Below are 15,566 nucleotides of genomic sequence, written 5' to 3'. Positions count from 1 at the left end.
CGGTAGGGGGGCAGCGGCCGCACACGGGCGCCCGGGGCCAGGCCCATGACTTCGCTGGCCGGCATCAAAAACGCCCGGTCGCCCGAAAAGCCCACGACTTCGGCCAGGACGGCCGCCTCCGTCGCGGTGGGGGGGGCGAGCGGATCGGGGTTGGGGTCGATGATGCACTGCGAGCCGACCGGCGTGCGGATGCCCTGCGCCTCCAGCACCAGACCGGCCAGCCGCGTCAGCCGGCCGCTGGCCTCCAGCGGCGTCGGCTGCTGGGCGGCCTGCCGCGCGGCGGCCAAAAACTGCTCCCAGGTGGACGGTTCAGCCATGGTCGGCACCCTCACTTGCCCACGACAGGTCCAGCCCCAGGTTGCCCACCGCTCGGGCCCAGCGGCGCTCGACGGTCGCGTCCACCGAGCCCTGGGCCGTCTCGAGCACGCAGCCACCCGCGGACACCCGCGCGTCCGGCACCAGGGTGACGCGCTGGCGGGCCAGGGCGTCGGCCATCAGCGGCTCCAGCCGCTGGGCATCGTCGGGGTGGAGTCGCAGCACCGCGGGCCGCGCGTCGTTGGTCAACAGCGACAGCGCCTCGTCGACCACGGCGCGCACGGGCTCCAGCGGTTGGGCCAGCTCCCGCCGCACCACTTGGCGCGCAATGTCGCAGGCCAGCAGCAGCACCTGGTCGGCCAGCGTGCGCTGCACCGCATCCAGCTGGGCTTGCGCGGTGGCCAGCAGGGCAGCAAAGCGCTGCGCGTGTTCCTCCGCCTGCTGGCGCAGCGGTTCGGTCAGGGCCTCGCGCGCCTCCTGCGCGCCTGTCTGGCGGCCCTGCTCGAAACCTTGCGCAAACGCCTGGGCGCGGACCTCCTCGAGCTGCTCGGCGGTGACGGCGGGCTCCTCCTGCGCTTGGCGGGCGGCGCGCCGGGCGGCATCGTCCACGGGCTCGAACGTCCAGGACGAGACGGCCTGCACCTCCTCGCGCGGGATGAAGCGCTGGTAGGGGTGGCCCCCGCGGTTAGACGAAGGCATCGTCGCCGCCTCCACCCAGCACGATCTGGCCCTCGTCGGCCAGACGGCGCACGATCTTGAGGATTTCCTTCTGCTGCGCCTCCACCTCCGACAGCCGCACCGGCCCGCGCGACTCCAGATCTTCCTTGAGCGCCTCGGCCGCGCGGCTGGACATGTTGGACAGAATTTTGTCGCGCAGCTCCTGCGAGGCGCCCTTGAGGGCGACCACCAGCGCGTCCGACGACACCTCCTTGAGCACCATCTGCAGCGACTTGTTGTCCAGTTTGAGCAGGTCCTCGAAGGTGAACATCTTGTCCATGATCTTTTGCGCCAGATCCGGGTCCTGCTCGCGGATGGCGTCGATGACGCTGGCCTCCAGGCTCGTGCCCAGCAGGTTGATGATCTCGGCGGCGGTCTTGACGCCGCCCAGCGAGCTCTTGCGGATCTTGTCGCCACCGGCCAGCACCTGGTAGAGCGCCTCGTTGAGGTCCTTGAGCGCCGTGGGCTGGATGCCCTCGAGCGTCGCGATGCGCAGCATCACCTCGTTGCGCGTGCGCTCGGTGAAGTGCTTGAGGATGTTGGCGGCATGGTCCTGGTCGAGGTGCACCAGGATGGCGGCCAGGATCTGCGGATGCTCGTTGCGCAGCAGTTCGGCGACCGAGATCGGGTCCATCCACTTCAGGCTCTCGATGCCGGAGACGTCGCCGCCCTGCAGGATGCGGTCGATCAGCAGCGCCGCCTTGTCGTCGCCCAGCGCGCGTTTGAGCACCGAGCGCACATAGTTGTCCGTGTCCGACACCAGCAGGCTTTGCGACTGGGCTTCGCGCGTGAAGCGCTCGATGACCGATTCGACCTTCTCTTTGGGCACGGCGCGCATGCGTGCGATCGCCTCGCCCAAGCGCTGCACCTCCTTGGGCGAAAAGTGCTTGAAGACCTCGGCGGCCTCCTCCTCGCCCAGCGACATGAGGAAGATGGCCGCTTCCTGCAATCCGTCGTCCGTATCAGCCATGTGCGCTCAAACCCGTTGCCGGCTGGCTCAGGCGGTGGCCCCTTCGCCGCTGATCCAGCCCTTGATGATGTTGGCCACGGCGACCGGATTTTCTTTCGCCAGCCGGCGCGCGTCGGCCAGCCGCAGCTCTTCAGGGGTGGGCTCATTGTGCACCGGTTGGGGCAGGCTGGGGCGTTCCACCACCTCGCCCACCACGGCTTCGAGCTGGCTGCCCGGGCCGGGCAGGGCGGCTGTGCCCGCCGCATTCGCCCCCGCGCCCGCATTGCCGGCTGGCGGGGCCTGCATCATCTTCAGCGCCGGACGGACCATGCCCAGGAAGAGGATCAGACCCAGTGCCAGCATACCCAGGGGGCCGGCCAGGCTGCGCAGCCAAGCCTGGGTGTCGGGGTTTTGATACCAGGGGATTTCCACCGGCTCCACCCGCGGCTGGTTGAACGGTGCGTTGACCACGTTGACCGAGTCGCCGCGCTCGCCGTTGTAGCCGATTGCCTCGCGCACCAGGGCCTGGATCTGCTCCAGCCGCTCGGGCGGCAGGGCGGCGGCGGCCGGGCCTTTTTTGGCGTCCGGGCTGGGCAGGTGGTTGATCACCACGGCCGCGCTCAGCCGGCGCACCGTCCCCGTCGCGCCCCGGGTGACCGAGATGGTCTTGTCCACCTCGTAATTGACCACCTGCTCGCGCCGGCGCGGCCCTTCCGCCGTGGTGCCGGCGACGTTGCCATTGCCCACGACGCCCACCGGCGGCGCAGCCCCGTTGATGGGCGCGGTCGTCCCGGTCGGGGCGACGTTGGAGACGGCCCCGGGCACTCCGTTGGGCTGCGGTGTGCCAGGCCCGTTTTCCTCCACGGTCTGCGAGCTGCGCACCGCCGCCGGTTCGGTGCCCTGGTTGGGCCGGTGCTGTTCGCTCGTGCGCTCGGTGATCGAGAAGTCCACGTCCGCCGTCACGGTGGCGCGCACATTGTCGCGCCCGACGACCGGCTCCAGCAGGTCCAGCACCCGCTGGGTGTACATCTGCTCCAGCATGCGCACATATTCCAGTTGGCGCGAATCGATGCCGCCATCGCCCTCGGCCCGTTGCGACAGCAGGGTGCCGTGCTGGTCGATCACGCTGACCGCCTTGGGGTCCATCTCCGGCACGGAGCTGGCCACCAGGTGCACGATGCCCGCGACCTGGGTGCGGTCCAGCGTGCGGCCCGGGTGCAGCGTCAGCACCACGCTGGCCGAGGGCTTTTGCTGCTCGCGGAAGAACCCGTTCTGGTTGGGCAGCGCCAAATGCACGCGCGCATCGGCGACCGAGTTGATCGACAGAATCGTGCGGGTGAGCTCGCCCTCCAGGCTGCGCTGGAAGTTGACCCGCTCCTGGAACTGCGTCATACCCAGGCGTGTCTGGTCCATCAGCTCGAACCCCGTCACGGCGCCCTTGGGCAGCCCCTGGCTGGCCAGCTTCATGCGCAGGTCGTTGACGCGGTCGGCCGGCACCAGGATGGCCTTGCCGCCGTCGGCGTGCTTGTACGGCACGTTCATTTGCGACAGTTGGGCCAGCACCGCCCCGCCGTCCTTGTCCGACAGGTTGGCGTACAGCACGCGGTAGTCCGGGCGGTTGGCCATATAAAACGCCGCGGCCAGCACGGCGATCATCGCGACCACGCCCGCGCCCAGCGACAACTTGCGTCCCGTGCTCAGGCGTTGCCAGCCGGCAACCAGCGGCGAGGGCTGGCCCGTCGGGGCGGGCAGGGCGGGGTCCAGTTCGGCGACAGCGGTGGAAGTAGCCATGGCACGGATTATCAAAACCCGTCCCCGCGCGCTAAAGCCCGAACACCCGGGTTTTTATCGGCCTCTTTGCGCTTAAGTCGGCGGGCGATGCGCCGCTACCATCGGCGCCATCGTTATCCACCCGATCGGAGCCGCCATGGACCTGCGCCTGCTCCCCATGAATACCGCTTCGATGAGCCCCGCCCAAGCCGCCGCCTTGCGCGCGGCCCAAAAAGCGCTGGCCGCTCAGGCCGCCGCGGGCGCGGCCCAACCGTCTGCCCCTACGGCGGCAGCGCCGGCGCGCGGGTTTGGCGACGCGCTGCGCACCGCACTCCAAGATGTCAGCGCGGCCCAAAACCGCGCCAGCGAGTTGCAAAACCAAGTGCAAATGGGCAACCGCAACGTCAGTCTGGAAGAAACGATGGTCGCGATGCAGAAGGCGCAGATCGGCTTTCAGGCCGCGTTGCATGTGCGCAACCGCATGATGCAGGCTTACACCGACGTCATGAACATGCAGGTGTAAGCCCCAAGCGGCCGCGCTGCCCGTTCAGTGCAGCAGGGTCGAGCGGCTGCCCGGCGGGGTTGCTTCCCACAGGTCCAGCCACGGCTCGGCCAGGGCGCGGATGCGGGCGTCGTGCTTCAGGATCGCCAGCATGATGCGGTGCTTCTCGGCCCGCTCGGTCGGGCTGAGCTGCGCGGTGCTGCCCACTTCGCGCAACCGCTCGATCAGCACGGCGCAGGCGCCTTCGAGCTCGACCACACGGTCCCAATCGTCCGACTCGGCGGCCTGCAGCATGTGTTCGCTGGCCTGCTCCAGCGCGCGGTAGTAGTCCAGCACGTTCATCTCCGGGGTGTCCATGATCGCCGTCTTTCGGTCGTTTGTCATGCCTGACTCGGCTTCACTGGGGACGGATCTGGTTCCAGGCGTCGGCTACGCCACGCAGGTGCTGGCGCACTTCTTCGAACATCGCGCGGTCGCGCTTGGCGTGGGCCTCGGCCAGCCGCGCGGTGCAGTACTGGTACAGGGCGTCCAGCCGCTGGGCCAGCTCGCCACCTTTCTCGAGGTCGATGCCTCCGCGCAGCCCCTCGTCCACCAGGCGGATCGCTTTGTTGACCGCGCGCCCGCGCTGCTCGGTCTGCCGGGCTTCGGTTGCGGCCATGGCCAGCGCGATCTGCTCGTCCACCGCGTCGAACAGCATGGCGATCAGCTCGTGCGGGCTCGCAGCCGCCACGCGGCTGGCGGCCGCTTGCTGGGTGTAGGCGTTGACGCTGCGGGTCGCGGGGGAGGTGTACATCGTGTCGCTCCGTGTCAGGGGTTGGTCTTTGCCTGTGTTATCGGCCATCTGTCACCTCGCTTGAGCCCCGGCGCCCGTCCGTGATCGTGCGAACAGCGCCTGACCGGTGGTATCGTTGTCACTGTAGCGCAGTCTGCGGTCGATGCCGGGGCAGCAACCGCAAACAGCTACGTCTTTCCGCCGGGCGGGCATAGGCTGGCGTCCGCCCAGCGGTGGATCGAGGCTGCCAACGCCTCCCCGCCGGGCAGCCGCGTCAGATGGTCGGCCATCATTCGCGCAGCCTCGTGGGCACCCGCATTGACCATGAGGCGTGCCAGCCGCACCATCGCATCCTTGTCCGAGGGATGTTCGGTCAGGTGGCGCTCGTACACATCGATCGCCCGATCGATATGGCCTGTGGCTGCCAGGAAATCACCGTATTGCATGCGGTACCCCGGCTGCAGGTCGGCCAAGCACTGCAATGCCTGCTCAGCCATGGTGGCTTCGCCGTGTTCCAGGGCCCAGTTCGCGATACGCACCAGCGCCAGTTTCCACAGCGTCCGATCGGGGGCTTGCAGCACACGGTCGTAGTGCCCAAGCGCCTCATCGGGGCGGCCCTCCAACTCGGCCAGCAAACCCCGTGCGAGAGCGATGTAGGGCGCAGCGGCTTTGGCATCCTGCACGCGATTCAGCCCGGCCAGCGTGTTGCGTACCCCGTCGGCGTTGTGCTGTACAAACAATTGCTCCAGCCGCACGCGCGCGGCGCGCAGGTCGCCATGGGAGCGGGCTCGACGCAGGTGTGCCCCGTCGGTGGCGTCCAGGTCCCGCTGGAGCGCCTGCTGCAAGCCCTCGATCACCGAGCGCAGGGGCATGGGTGTGTCGGCCGGCAACGGGCCATTTCGAACGAGCCAGCCCTGGATCCGGCCGGGTTCGCCATGCTTGGCCCACTCCACCCCCAATTGGTTCAGTGACCAAGACCCGGCGTACTCATGGCGCCGCCGTCGGATCTTGACCATGGCGTGTTCGATCCAGCCGCGCAGGCGGCGTGCGCCGTCCAGGAATGCGTCGTAATAGCCCCGCAGGGCGTCTTGTGCCTCGCGCGCGTCGAGCGTTTCGACGTCACGCACCGCCTTCATGCCGCGAAGCAGCGCGTGCAGGCTGCATTGCTTGATCAGCCGCGACAGATCGGGGTGTTCGGCGTCCAGTTCCGCTTCAAAACGTTCCAGGCGCAGACGCAGGTTTCGGTTGCGGATGGTGCCATCTTCCGCGAACAGCTTGTCGGTGACCTTGCGTGCGTGGCGCAGCCGGTCTTCCAGTTGTCCCAGTTCGTCGATCCGTCGCTGCATGTCGCGGGCTACACGCTCCGTATGTCGCAGGCGTTGGCCGTTGGTGAACGCCTGGGGGTCAGGCGGCGGAATCGTTTCGCCGCGTTCCGCATCATCCAAGCCGAGTTCGACCCAAGGGACATAATCGACCGCCTCGACCCGAGCCGCACCTGGGGAGGGATTGACAAGTCGAATACCCCGGTCGCGCAGTTGGCGCGCCTGCTGCGCCAGCGTATCGATAGCGGCCGCGAAATCGGCCGTCGTGCTGGCCCGACGGCCGTCATTCGTTTCCACTTCCAGGTTGGTCAAGTCGAAGCGCGGCCCGGCCTTGCGCTCATTGCTGCCTTCGGCGTGGGTATAGCCCTCTGGGGTGAAACACAAATCGACCCCGGCCAGGATCACACGGTTCAAGCCCAGTTCTCCCGCAAACTGCAAGGCCGTGTTGGTCACGGTGGGGCCAACGCCGTGCAGCGGTTCAGGGGGATTCAGCGGGGACGACCAGGGCAGCAGCGATCCGAGGTAGTAGCTGGAGTGTGGCCATTGGGCCAGCAACCGGGGATTGACGTGGTACTGATGCACGAAGACCACCGCGGGTCCGAAACGCAGCATGTCCCGGCTGATTTCGTAACTCATCTCGGTGGGGTCCACCGAAAACACGAAATCCGGCTCAAGCCCCACTTGCAGCAGCCGACGGCTGATGCGCGAGACGGCCAGAACGACCAAACGTTCCCGGTGTTGCCGTACCCAGTCGAGCGCCGTGTCCAGCGACGGTCCCCCCGCCAGCAGCACGCCTGTTCGGCCTTTGAGTCGGCCCCGCCAGATGCCCGCGGGTTGTACGTTATCCACCGCGTTGGCCAGTTGGCATGCGATGAACGTCTCGTTGCCTCGCAGCCCGACCGTTCGCCAATGCAGCGAGGCCACGGCTTCGCGCAGCGTCCAGCCGAGCTGCGTGTGATCCGGGGCCTCGGCGGATCGTGCAGCTAGGGAAAACACCACTTCGACCCGGTCGATGAACAGGTAGTCCGCCAGGCGCAGGTCGCTGGCGGCCTCCATCCAGTCGTCGGTCGTCGCGCAGCGAACGTGGGGTGGCAGGGCGTCGAGCAATCCCACGGCGCGCAGCGCGGCGTGCACCTGCGGCGGTTCGACGAACAGGTAGCGGGTGCCCGCGGGCGCGGCCTCCCGCAGAACGTGGCGGATCAAATGGCCCGAGTCGCTGCCAGCGACGATGTACAGCGTATCCTCGGAACGAAGCTCGCCGCGGAATGCTTCTTCCAGCGTTGGCGTCACTCCCAGTTTGTCGAACGTTACGCCGTTGACGGCCTCCAGCGTCTGCTCGCCAAACCGGTTGACCCGCCACTGCAGGGGAGCTGCTTGAGATGAAGGGGCACTGTCGTTCGAGATTGCAGACAGGGTTTGAGCGGACATTTCGCAGATTTCCCGTGGGCCAGGTGCGATAGCATCTTAGTGTGTGCAAAGCACTGCGGTGCGTGGAACAGCTCGATGGACCAAGGACAAACCGATGCATCGACCCCTCTCACGGGGCTTTGTCTGGTGACGGGGGCCGATGGCTTCATCGGTTCGCACCTCGTGGAGCTGCTGGTGGCGCAGGGCTGCCGGGTGCGGGCGCTGGCGCAGTACAACAGCTTCAATCACTGGGGGTGGCTGGAGGGCCTGCCGTGTCTGCCGCAGGTGGAGGTGGTGAGCGGGGACATCCGGGACCCGCATTTCTGCCACCAGATCATGCAGGGGGTGGACGTGGTGTTCCATCTCGCCGCGCTGATCGCGATCCCGTACTCGTACGCGGCCCCCGACAGCTACGTCGAGACCAACGTGCGCGGCACGCTCAACGTCTGCCAGGCGGCGCGGGCCGCCGGCGTGCGCCGCCTCGTGCACACCTCCACCAGCGAGGTGTACGGTACCGCGCGCTACGTGCCGATCGACGAGGCGCACCCGTTGCAGCCGCAGTCGCCCTACAGCGCCTCCAAGGTCGGCGCCGATGCCATCGCGCTGAGCTTCCTCAGCAGCTTCGGGCTGCCGGTGACGGTGGCGCGGCCGTTCAACACCTACGGGCCGCGGCAGTCGGCCCGCGCCGTGATCCCGACGATCATCAGCCAGGTGGCCGCCGGCAGCCGTGTCCTCAAGCTCGGCGATCTGCGCCCGACGCGCGATTTCAACTACGTGGAAGACACCTGCCGTGGCCTGCTGGCGCTGGCGCAGTGCGACGCGGCGGTCGGCGAAGTGGTCAACATCGGCTCCAATTACGAGATTTCCATCGGCGATACGGTCCGGCTGATCCTGGAGCTAATGGGCGCCGACGTCGAAGTGCAGCAGGAGGACGAACGCCTGCGCCCGCCGCAGTCCGAGGTGTTTCGCCTGTGGTGCGACAACCGCAAGATCGAGCGACTGACCGGTTATCGTCCCCGCGTCGATCTGCGCGAGGGGCTGCGGCGCACGATCGCGTGGTTCACCGATCCGGCCAACCTGCAGCGTTACAAGCCGCATCGATACAATGTCTGACGTCGACGCCTTCATCCGCTTCGTGCGCGGGCTGTACGGCCAGCCGCAGGGCGTCGTTCCCCTGCATGCCCCGGTCATGGGGGCGTTCGAGAAGGCACTGGTGGCCGAGGCCATCGACTCGACGTACGTCTCCAGCGTCGGGGCGTTCGTGAACCGGTTCGAGGAGGCGGTGGCGGCTTTCGTGGGGGCGCGTCATGCCGTGGCCACCGTCAACGGCACCGCCGCGCTTCACGTGGCGCTGCGGGTCGCGGGTGTCCAGCCCGGTGACCTGGTGGTGACCCAGGCGCTGACGTTCGTCGCCACCGCCAACGCGATCTCCTACTGCGGGGCGGAGCCGGTGTTCGTCGACGTGGAGGAGGAGACGCTCGGCATGGATCCGCGGGCGCTGCAGGCGTGGCTGCGCCAGCATGCCACCGTCCGGCACGGCGCCTGCGTGGAGCGGGCCAGCGGCCGTGCCGTGCGCGCCTGCGTGCCGATGCACACGCTTGGTCACCCCGCGCGCATGGAGGCCATCGCCGAAATCTGCGCCGAATGGGGGCTGGCGCTGGTGGAGGACGCGGCCGAGGCGCTCGGCAGCATGCGCCACGGCCGCCATGCGGGCACCTTCGGCCGCCTGGGGGTGTTCAGCTTCAACGGCAACAAGGTCATCACGACGGGTGGCGGCGGCATGATCGTCACCGATGACGAGGCCTTGGCCCGGCGGGCCCGGCACCTGACGACGACCGCCAAGCGGCCGCACGCCTGGGCCTTCGAGCATGACGAGGTGGGTTACAACTACCGCCTGCCGAACCTGAACGCCGCCTTCGGCGTGGCGCAGATGGAGCGTCTGCCGGCGTTGCTGGCCAGCAAGCGCGAGGTGGCCGCGGCCTACGCGCACGCGGCGCAGCGTTACGGCTGGCACTTCTTGCCAGAGCCGGCCGGCGCGCGCAGCAACTACTGGCTCAACGCGCTGCGGCTGCCTGATGTGGCCGCGCGCGACGCTTTCCTGCAGGCCACCAACGCGGTCGGGGTGATGACGCGGCCGCTGTGGACCCCGATGCATCGCCTGCCGATGTACGCGCGCTGCCGGCGCGACGCGCTGGAGTTGACCGATCGGCTGGCCGACAGCGTGGTCAACGTGCCGAGCTCGCCACTGCCTGGACTTGGGGAGTGAACGCGTGGCGCGCCGCATCGCCGTCGTCACCGGCACCCGGGCGGACTACGGCCTGCTGTACTGGCTCATTCACGACCTGCACGAGGCGCCGGACTTCGAGCTGCAGCTGGTCGTCACCGGCATGCACCTGATGGCGCGTTTCGGCCGCACGGTGGAGGTGATCGAGCGCGATGGCTTCCCCATCGCGGCCACGGTCGATCTGGGGCTGGAAGATGACGCCCCGCTGTCGGTGGCGCGGGCGATCGGGTCCGGCACGGCCGGGCTGGCCGATGCGTTCGCCCGCCTGCAGCCGGACTGGGTCGTGATCCTCGGGGATCGCTTCGAGGCGCTGGCTGCGGCCTGTGCCGCCTTCACCTTGCGCCTGCCGATCGCGCACCTGCACGGCGGGGAGATCACCGAAGGCGCGCTGGATGACGGCTACCGGCATGCCATCACCAAGCTCGCGGCGCTGCACTTTACCGCGGCCGAGCCGTACCGCCGCCGGGTGATCCAGATGGGGGAGCCGCCCGAGCGGGTCCACAACGTCGGGGCGCCGGGGCTGGAGCACTGGGTACGCACGCCCCTGCTGTCGTGCAGCGAGCTGGAGCACGCGCTCGACTTCGAACTCGGTGAGCCGACGTTGCTCGTGACCTTCCATCCTGCGACGCTGGACGAGGGCAGTCCGGCCGACCAGTGCCGCGAGCTGCTGGCGGCGCTGGATTCGTTCGGTCAGGCGCACATCGTCTTTACGATGCCGAATGCCGATCCGGGCGGGGCGGCCATCATCCCGCTCCTGGAGGAGTACGTGGCTCGTCATTCGCAGCGCTGTCGTCTGTTCGCCTCGCTCGGCCAGCAACGCTACCTGTCGCTGCTGCGCCACGTGCAGGCGGTGGTTGGCAACTCTTCCAGCGGCATCATCGAGGCGCCCAGCGCCGGTTGCGCCACCGTCAACATCGGCGACCGCCAGCGCGGCCGGCTGCGTGCGGCCAGCGTGATCGACTGCGCGCCGCGCCGGTCCGACATCGAGGCGGCGATCCGGCGGGCCCTCGACCCGGCCTTCCGCGCGACGCTGCGCGAGGTGCGCAACCCCTATGGCGACGGGCACGTCGCGGCCCGTATCCTGCGGGTGTTGCGCGAGGTCGATCCGCGAGCTCTGCTGCGCAAGCCCTTTCATGACCTGCCGGGAGTGACCGATGGATGAAGTGAAGGCTCCGGAGCCGGTGCTGGTGATCGCCGAGGCCGGCGTCAACCACAATGGTCGTCCCGACTGGGCGTTCCGGCTCGTCGAGGTGGCCGCGCAGGCGGGGGCGGACGTGGTCAAGTTCCAGACCTTCCGGGCCGACAGCCTAGTCACCGCCGATGCGCCGAAGGCCGCCTACCAGCAGCGCACCACCGGGGCCGGGGAGTCCCAGCAGGCCATGTTGCGCCGGCTGGAGCTGCCGGCGGCGCTGCACCGGGAACTGAAGGCGCATGCCGAGCAGCGCGGGCTGCGGTTTCTGTCCACGGCGTTCGACGAGCCGAGCCTGCGCCTGCTGGTCGACGAGCTTGGTCTCACGCTGCTGAAGATTCCGTCCGGCGAACTGACCAACGCGCCGTTTCTGCTGCAGCACGCGCGCAGCGGGGCCGAGCTGATCGTCTCCACCGGCATGGCGACGCTGGCGGAGGTCGAGCAGGCGCTCGGCGTGATCGCTTTCGGGCGCATCGCCGGCGCGCAGGAGCGGCCGGGCCCGGCCGCGTTCCGGGCCGCCTACGCGTCGCCTGAAGGTCAGGCGACGCTGCGTCGTGGGGTGACCCTGCTGCACTGCACCAGCGACTACCCGGCCGCAGCCGAGGCGGTCAACCTGCGCGCGATGGACGCCATGGCGGCCGCCTTCGGCCTGCCGGTGGGGTACTCGGACCACACGCTCGGCATCGAGGTGGCGCTGGCCGCCGTCGCGCGTGGCGCCCGCGTGCTCGAGAAGCACTTCACGCTGGATCGCACGCTGCCGGGCCCGGACCATGCGGCGTCGCTGGAACCGCCGGAGCTGGCGCGTCTGGTGGCCGGTGTGCGCACGGTCTCGGCGGCGCTGGGGGATGGCATCAAGCGGCCGCAGCCCGCCGAGCTGGCCACGGCGGCGGTGGCGCGCAAGAGCCTGGTCGCCCGTCGGGCGATCCGCGCCGGGCATGTGCTCGGCGCGGAGGACGTCGCGGTGATGCGGCCCGGCACCGGCATGCCGCCGATGGCGTACTGGGACGTGATCGGGCGGGTGGCGTCGCGCGACTACGCCGCCGGAGATCTGCTGGATGAGTGATCCGTTCGTCATCCTCGGCGGAGGCGGGCATGCGCGGGTGGTGCTGGACGTGCTGCGCAGCCTTGGCCGACCGGTTCTCGGGGTGTTGATGCCTGGGCGGCCCGCCGGCGCGGACTGGCACGGCCTGCCGGTGCTCGGCGATGATGCCTGGCTGGAGCAGCCGCAGGCACGCGCGTGCCTGTTTGCGATCGGTGTCGGCCTGGTACCCGGTCGCCGGTCGCGCCGGCAGGCGGTTTTCGAGCGGCTCCGGGGGCTGGGGCTGCGGATGCCGGCGCTGGTGCATCCGGCGGCGGTGGTGTCGCAGGCCGCCGAGGTGGCCGGGGCGGTGCAGGTCATGGCCGGCGCGATCGTGCAGCCGGGGGTGCGTCTCGGCGCCGGGGTGCTGCTCAACACCGGCGCGCGGGTGGATCACGACTGCGCGATCGGCGAGGGGGCGCACGTCGCTCCCGGCGCGATCCTGTGCGGTGACGTGCAGGTCGGAGCGCGGGCCTTCATCGGCGCCGGGGCGGTGGTGCTGCCCGGCGTGACCGTTGGCGAAGGCGCCGAAGTAGCCGCCGGGGCTGTCGTGCGGCGGGACGTGCCGCCGCGGTGCCGCTACATTTCGGGGCAGCCGCTCAAGGCGGTGGAGGACGAGGCATGATCGGTGACTGGCAGGACCTGCTTTTGCGGCGCGACGACACCATCCGGCGCGCCATCGAGGTAATCGACCGCGGTGCCAAGCGCATCGCGCTGGTTGTGGACGAGGCCGGGCGGCTGCTGGGCACCGTCACCGACGGCGACGTGCGCCGCGGCATCCTGCGCCACCTGAGCCTGGACGCGCCCGTGGCGGAGGTGATGAACCCGCAGCCGCGCGTGCTGCGGCCGGGCTATGGGCGAGAGGAGGCGCTGCGCCTGCTGGGCAGCGCGCAGGTGCTGCAGGTGCCGATCGTGGGCGAGGACGGCATGCTGGTCGGGCTGGAGACCTTGACCGACCTGCTCAAGCGCCCGCGGCTGGAAAACCCGGTGTTCCTGATGGCCGGGGGGTTCGGGACGCGCCTGCGGCCGCTGACCGACGATTGCCCCAAGCCGATGTTGCCCGTGGGCGGGCGGCCGATGCTGGAGCACATCCTGCAGGATCTGGTCGACTACGGTTTCTACCGTTTCTACATCTCCGTGCACTACCTGCGCGAGAAGGTCATCCAGCACTTTCAGGATGGCAGCCGCTGGGGCGTGACGATCCAGTATGTGCACGAGGAGACACCGCTGGGCACCGCCGGGGCGCTGGGGCTGTTGCCGAAGGAAGCCGTGCAGCGCCCGCTGATCGTCGTCAACGGCGACATCATGACGCGCATCAACTACGAGGCCCTGCTGCAGGATCACGACCGCCACACCCCGGCGGCCACCGTCTGCACCCGCCAGTACGACTTTCAGGTGCCGTACGGCGTGATCGAGCACGACGAGCAGCGCGTCACCAACATCATCGAAAAGCCGGTGCACCACTTCTTCGTCGCCGCCGGCATCTACGTGCTGGCGCCGCAGGTGGTGCATGCGGTGGAGCCGCACGTCCGCCTGGACATGCCCGACTTGCTGAAGCGCCAGATCGAGGCCGGCCGGGAGGTGCGCATGTTCCCGGTGCACGAGTACTGGCTGGACATCGGTCGCCCGGGGGACTTCGAACTCGCGCAGCGCGACGCGCTGCGGGTGATCGAACGTGGCTGACGCAGCCGGCGGAACCGTGCTCGCCCTGATTCCCGCGCGCGGGGGCAGCAAGGGCGTGCCGGGCAAGAACGTCCGGGAGGTGGCCGGCAAGCCGCTGATCGCCTGGACCATCGAGGCGGCCCGCCAGGCGGCCTGCATCGACCGGGTGGTGGTCTCGTCCGACGACGCAGGGATCCTCGACGTCGCGCGCGCATGGGTGGCGCAGACGCCGTTCGTGCGGCCGGCGGAGCTCGCGCGCGATGAGACGCCCGGCATCGACGTGGTGCTGCACGCGCTGCAGCAACTGCCTGGCGTGACGTGGGTGGCGCTGCTGCAGCCGACGTCGCCGCTGCGCACGGCGCGGGACATCGATGCGGCGTTCGCGCTCTGTCAGGAAAAGGGCGCGCCGGCCTGCGTCAGCGTCACCGAGGCCGCGACGCCGCCGTGGTGGATGTTCCGCATGTCCGGCGAAGGCCGACTGCGCTCGTTCCTCCCCGAGGGGGAGCGCCCACAGCGGCGGCAGGATGCGCCGCTGCTCTACGCGCTCAATGGGGCGGTGTACGTGGCCCGCGCCGACTGGCTGCGGCGTACCCGGTCGTTCCTGACGGACGAGACGGTGGCGTACGTGATGCCGCCCGAGCGCTCCATCGACATCGACACACCGCTGGATCTGACGATCGCGGCATGCCTGTTGCGCGAGCGGCTGCGGCACGACGGCGGCGCGTGAGTGTGCCGCCGCCGATGCGCGACGTCAACCTTGCAGCAGCCGCAGCACGTTCTGCGGCAGCTGGTTGGCCTGGGCGATCATGGCGGTGCCGGCTTGCTGCAGGATCTGCGTGCGGCTGAGGTTCGCGGTCTCGGCGGCAAAGTCGGCGTCCATGATGCGGCCGCGGGCGGCCTGCTGCTTCTCGATGCCGACGCGCAGGTTGGTCATGATGTTCTCGAACCGGCTCATGTAGGCGCCGAGTTCGGCACGGCGGGCAACGATGCCCTGGATGGCAGTGTCCAGAGTGCCCAGAATCGACGCGATGTTGGATGGAGTCGCATTCGAAGCGATCGAGAACCCGGAGGTCATCGCACCGCTCACACCGGACAGGCCGGCGAGCGACGTCAGGTTGAAACTGATCGTCTGGCCGCCTTGCGCACCGATTTGGAAAACGAACGAGCCAGCCTGTGAGCCCAAAACGGCGCGCCCGTTGAAGCTCGTCTGGTTTTGCACCCGCACGAGTTCCTGAGAGAGCTGGCGGAATTCTTGGTTGATATTGAGCCGCTCTGCCCCGCCGTTCGTTCCATTGCCAGCGCGCAGTGCCAGGTCGCGCATGCGCTGCAGGACATCGGTTACGGAGGACAGCGCCCCGTCGATGACTTCCACCATCGAGAGCGCATCGCCCGTGTTTTGCAGGGCGACGGTCATGCCGCGGGCTTGGCTGTTCATGCGCTCGGCGATGCCGAGGCCGGCGGCATCGTCCTTGGCGGTGTTGACTCGCAGGCCGGACGACAGGCGAGCCATCGTGGTCTGCAGCGACTGCATGTTGTTGACGGTGTTGCGCTGCGCGTTCAGCGACATCACGTTGGTGTTGATGGTCAGGGCCATGGTGC

Annotated in this window: 15 protein-coding genes and 1 pseudogene; 8 read left to right on the top strand and 8 right to left on the bottom strand. The window is 69.0% G+C overall.

Annotated elements, in window-relative coordinates; genetic code table 11:
* The 4 genes and pseudogenes from Tfont_RS06170 to fliF all read right to left on the bottom strand — a co-directional run.
* A pseudogene (locus Tfont_RS06170) lies at positions 1 to 317 on the bottom strand (hypothetical protein); the annotation flags it as partial.
* A complete protein-coding gene (locus tag Tfont_RS06165) occupies positions 310 to 1,014 on the bottom strand; it encodes a FliH/SctL family protein (protein WP_143968781.1) in 705 nt (234 codons plus the stop codon). The gene Tfont_RS06165 and the pseudogene Tfont_RS06170, both read right to left, overlap by 8 nt.
* Positions 1,001 to 2,002 carry a flagellar motor switch protein FliG gene (gene fliG / locus Tfont_RS06160; protein WP_143968780.1) on the bottom strand — a complete coding sequence of 334 codons (1,002 nt, stop codon included), beginning with the start codon at positions 2,000 to 2,002 and terminating at the stop codon, positions 1,001 to 1,003. The genes Tfont_RS06165 and fliG overlap by 14 nt, the downstream gene beginning before the upstream one ends.
* Positions 2,003 to 2,029: 27 nt before the next feature.
* Positions 2,030 to 3,772 carry a flagellar basal-body MS-ring/collar protein FliF gene (gene fliF, locus Tfont_RS06155; protein ID WP_143968779.1) on the bottom strand — a complete coding sequence of 581 codons (1,743 nt, stop codon included), beginning with the start codon at positions 3,770 to 3,772 and terminating at the stop codon, positions 2,030 to 2,032.
* A 136-nt stretch (positions 3,773 to 3,908) separates the two neighbouring features.
* Here fliF and fliE point away from each other — a divergent pair, with 136 nt between their 5' ends.
* Entirely contained in the window at positions 3,909 to 4,274 is a 366-nt protein-coding gene (gene fliE / locus Tfont_RS06150) for a flagellar hook-basal body complex protein FliE (protein ID WP_143968778.1), read from the top strand.
* 24 nt (positions 4,275 to 4,298) lie between these two features.
* On the opposite strand, the gene Tfont_RS06145 is transcribed toward fliE, so the two are convergent.
* From Tfont_RS06145 to Tfont_RS06135, 3 genes are all read right to left on the bottom strand, one after another.
* A complete protein-coding gene (locus tag Tfont_RS06145) occupies positions 4,299 to 4,637 on the bottom strand; it encodes a flagellar protein FliT (protein WP_260682292.1) in 339 nt (112 codons plus the stop codon).
* A 13-nt stretch (positions 4,638 to 4,650) separates the two neighbouring features.
* Positions 4,651 to 5,046, bottom strand: a complete 396-nt coding sequence (gene fliS / locus Tfont_RS06140) for a flagellar export chaperone FliS (protein WP_185974482.1) — start codon at positions 5,044 to 5,046, stop codon at positions 4,651 to 4,653.
* 167 nt (positions 5,047 to 5,213) lie between these two features.
* Positions 5,214 to 7,775 (bottom strand): motility associated factor glycosyltransferase family protein, encoded by a 2,562-nt coding sequence (locus Tfont_RS06135; RefSeq protein ID WP_143968776.1) that lies wholly within the window; start codon positions 7,773 to 7,775, stop codon positions 5,214 to 5,216.
* A gap of 75 nt (positions 7,776 to 7,850) precedes the next feature.
* Between Tfont_RS06135 and Tfont_RS06130 the strand changes: the two genes are divergently transcribed.
* Genes Tfont_RS06130 through Tfont_RS06100 form a run of 7 tightly spaced genes read left to right on the top strand, consistent with a single transcriptional unit; the run spans position 7,851 to position 14,694 of the window.
* Complete coding sequence (locus tag Tfont_RS06130) at positions 7,851 to 8,867, top strand: NAD-dependent 4,6-dehydratase LegB (protein WP_143968775.1); 1,017 nt, start codon at positions 7,851 to 7,853, stop codon at positions 8,865 to 8,867.
* Complete coding sequence (locus tag Tfont_RS06125; RefSeq protein WP_143968774.1) at positions 8,860 to 10,020, top strand: LegC family aminotransferase; 1,161 nt, start codon at positions 8,860 to 8,862, stop codon at positions 10,018 to 10,020. The genes Tfont_RS06130 and Tfont_RS06125 overlap by 8 nt, the downstream gene beginning before the upstream one ends.
* Positions 10,021 to 10,024: 4 nt before the next feature.
* Positions 10,025 to 11,200 (top strand): UDP-N-acetylglucosamine 2-epimerase, encoded by a 1,176-nt coding sequence (gene neuC / locus Tfont_RS06120; RefSeq protein ID WP_143968773.1) that lies wholly within the window; start codon positions 10,025 to 10,027, stop codon positions 11,198 to 11,200.
* On the top strand, positions 11,193 to 12,290 hold the full coding sequence (gene neuB, locus Tfont_RS06115) for an N-acetylneuraminate synthase (protein WP_143968772.1): 1,098 nt from the start codon (positions 11,193 to 11,195) through the stop codon (positions 12,288 to 12,290). The genes neuC and neuB overlap by 8 nt, the downstream gene beginning before the upstream one ends.
* On the top strand, positions 12,283 to 12,930 hold the full coding sequence (locus Tfont_RS06110; protein ID WP_143968771.1) for an acetyltransferase: 648 nt from the start codon (positions 12,283 to 12,285) through the stop codon (positions 12,928 to 12,930). The genes neuB and Tfont_RS06110 overlap by 8 nt, the downstream gene beginning before the upstream one ends.
* A complete protein-coding gene (locus Tfont_RS06105; RefSeq protein WP_143968770.1) occupies positions 12,927 to 13,988 on the top strand; it encodes a nucleotidyltransferase family protein in 1,062 nt (353 codons plus the stop codon). The genes Tfont_RS06110 and Tfont_RS06105 overlap by 4 nt, the downstream gene beginning before the upstream one ends.
* A 16-nt stretch (positions 13,989 to 14,004) precedes the next feature.
* Positions 14,005 to 14,694 carry an acylneuraminate cytidylyltransferase family protein gene (locus Tfont_RS06100; protein WP_221934270.1) on the top strand — a complete coding sequence of 230 codons (690 nt, stop codon included), beginning with the start codon at positions 14,005 to 14,007 and terminating at the stop codon, positions 14,692 to 14,694.
* A 24-nt stretch (positions 14,695 to 14,718) separates the two neighbouring features.
* On the opposite strand, the gene Tfont_RS06095 is transcribed toward Tfont_RS06100, so the two are convergent.
* Positions 14,719 to 15,561, bottom strand: coding sequence for a flagellin N-terminal helical domain-containing protein (locus tag Tfont_RS06095; RefSeq protein ID WP_143968768.1), 843 nt, complete (start codon positions 15,559 to 15,561; stop codon positions 14,719 to 14,721).
* Between the last annotated feature and the right edge of the window lie 5 nt (positions 15,562 to 15,566).

Source organism: Tepidimonas fonticaldi, assembly GCF_007556755.1.
Lineage (GTDB): Bacteria > Pseudomonadota > Gammaproteobacteria > Burkholderiales > Burkholderiaceae_C > Tepidimonas > Tepidimonas fonticaldi.
This window is presented reverse-complemented; position numbering and strand designations above follow the sequence as displayed.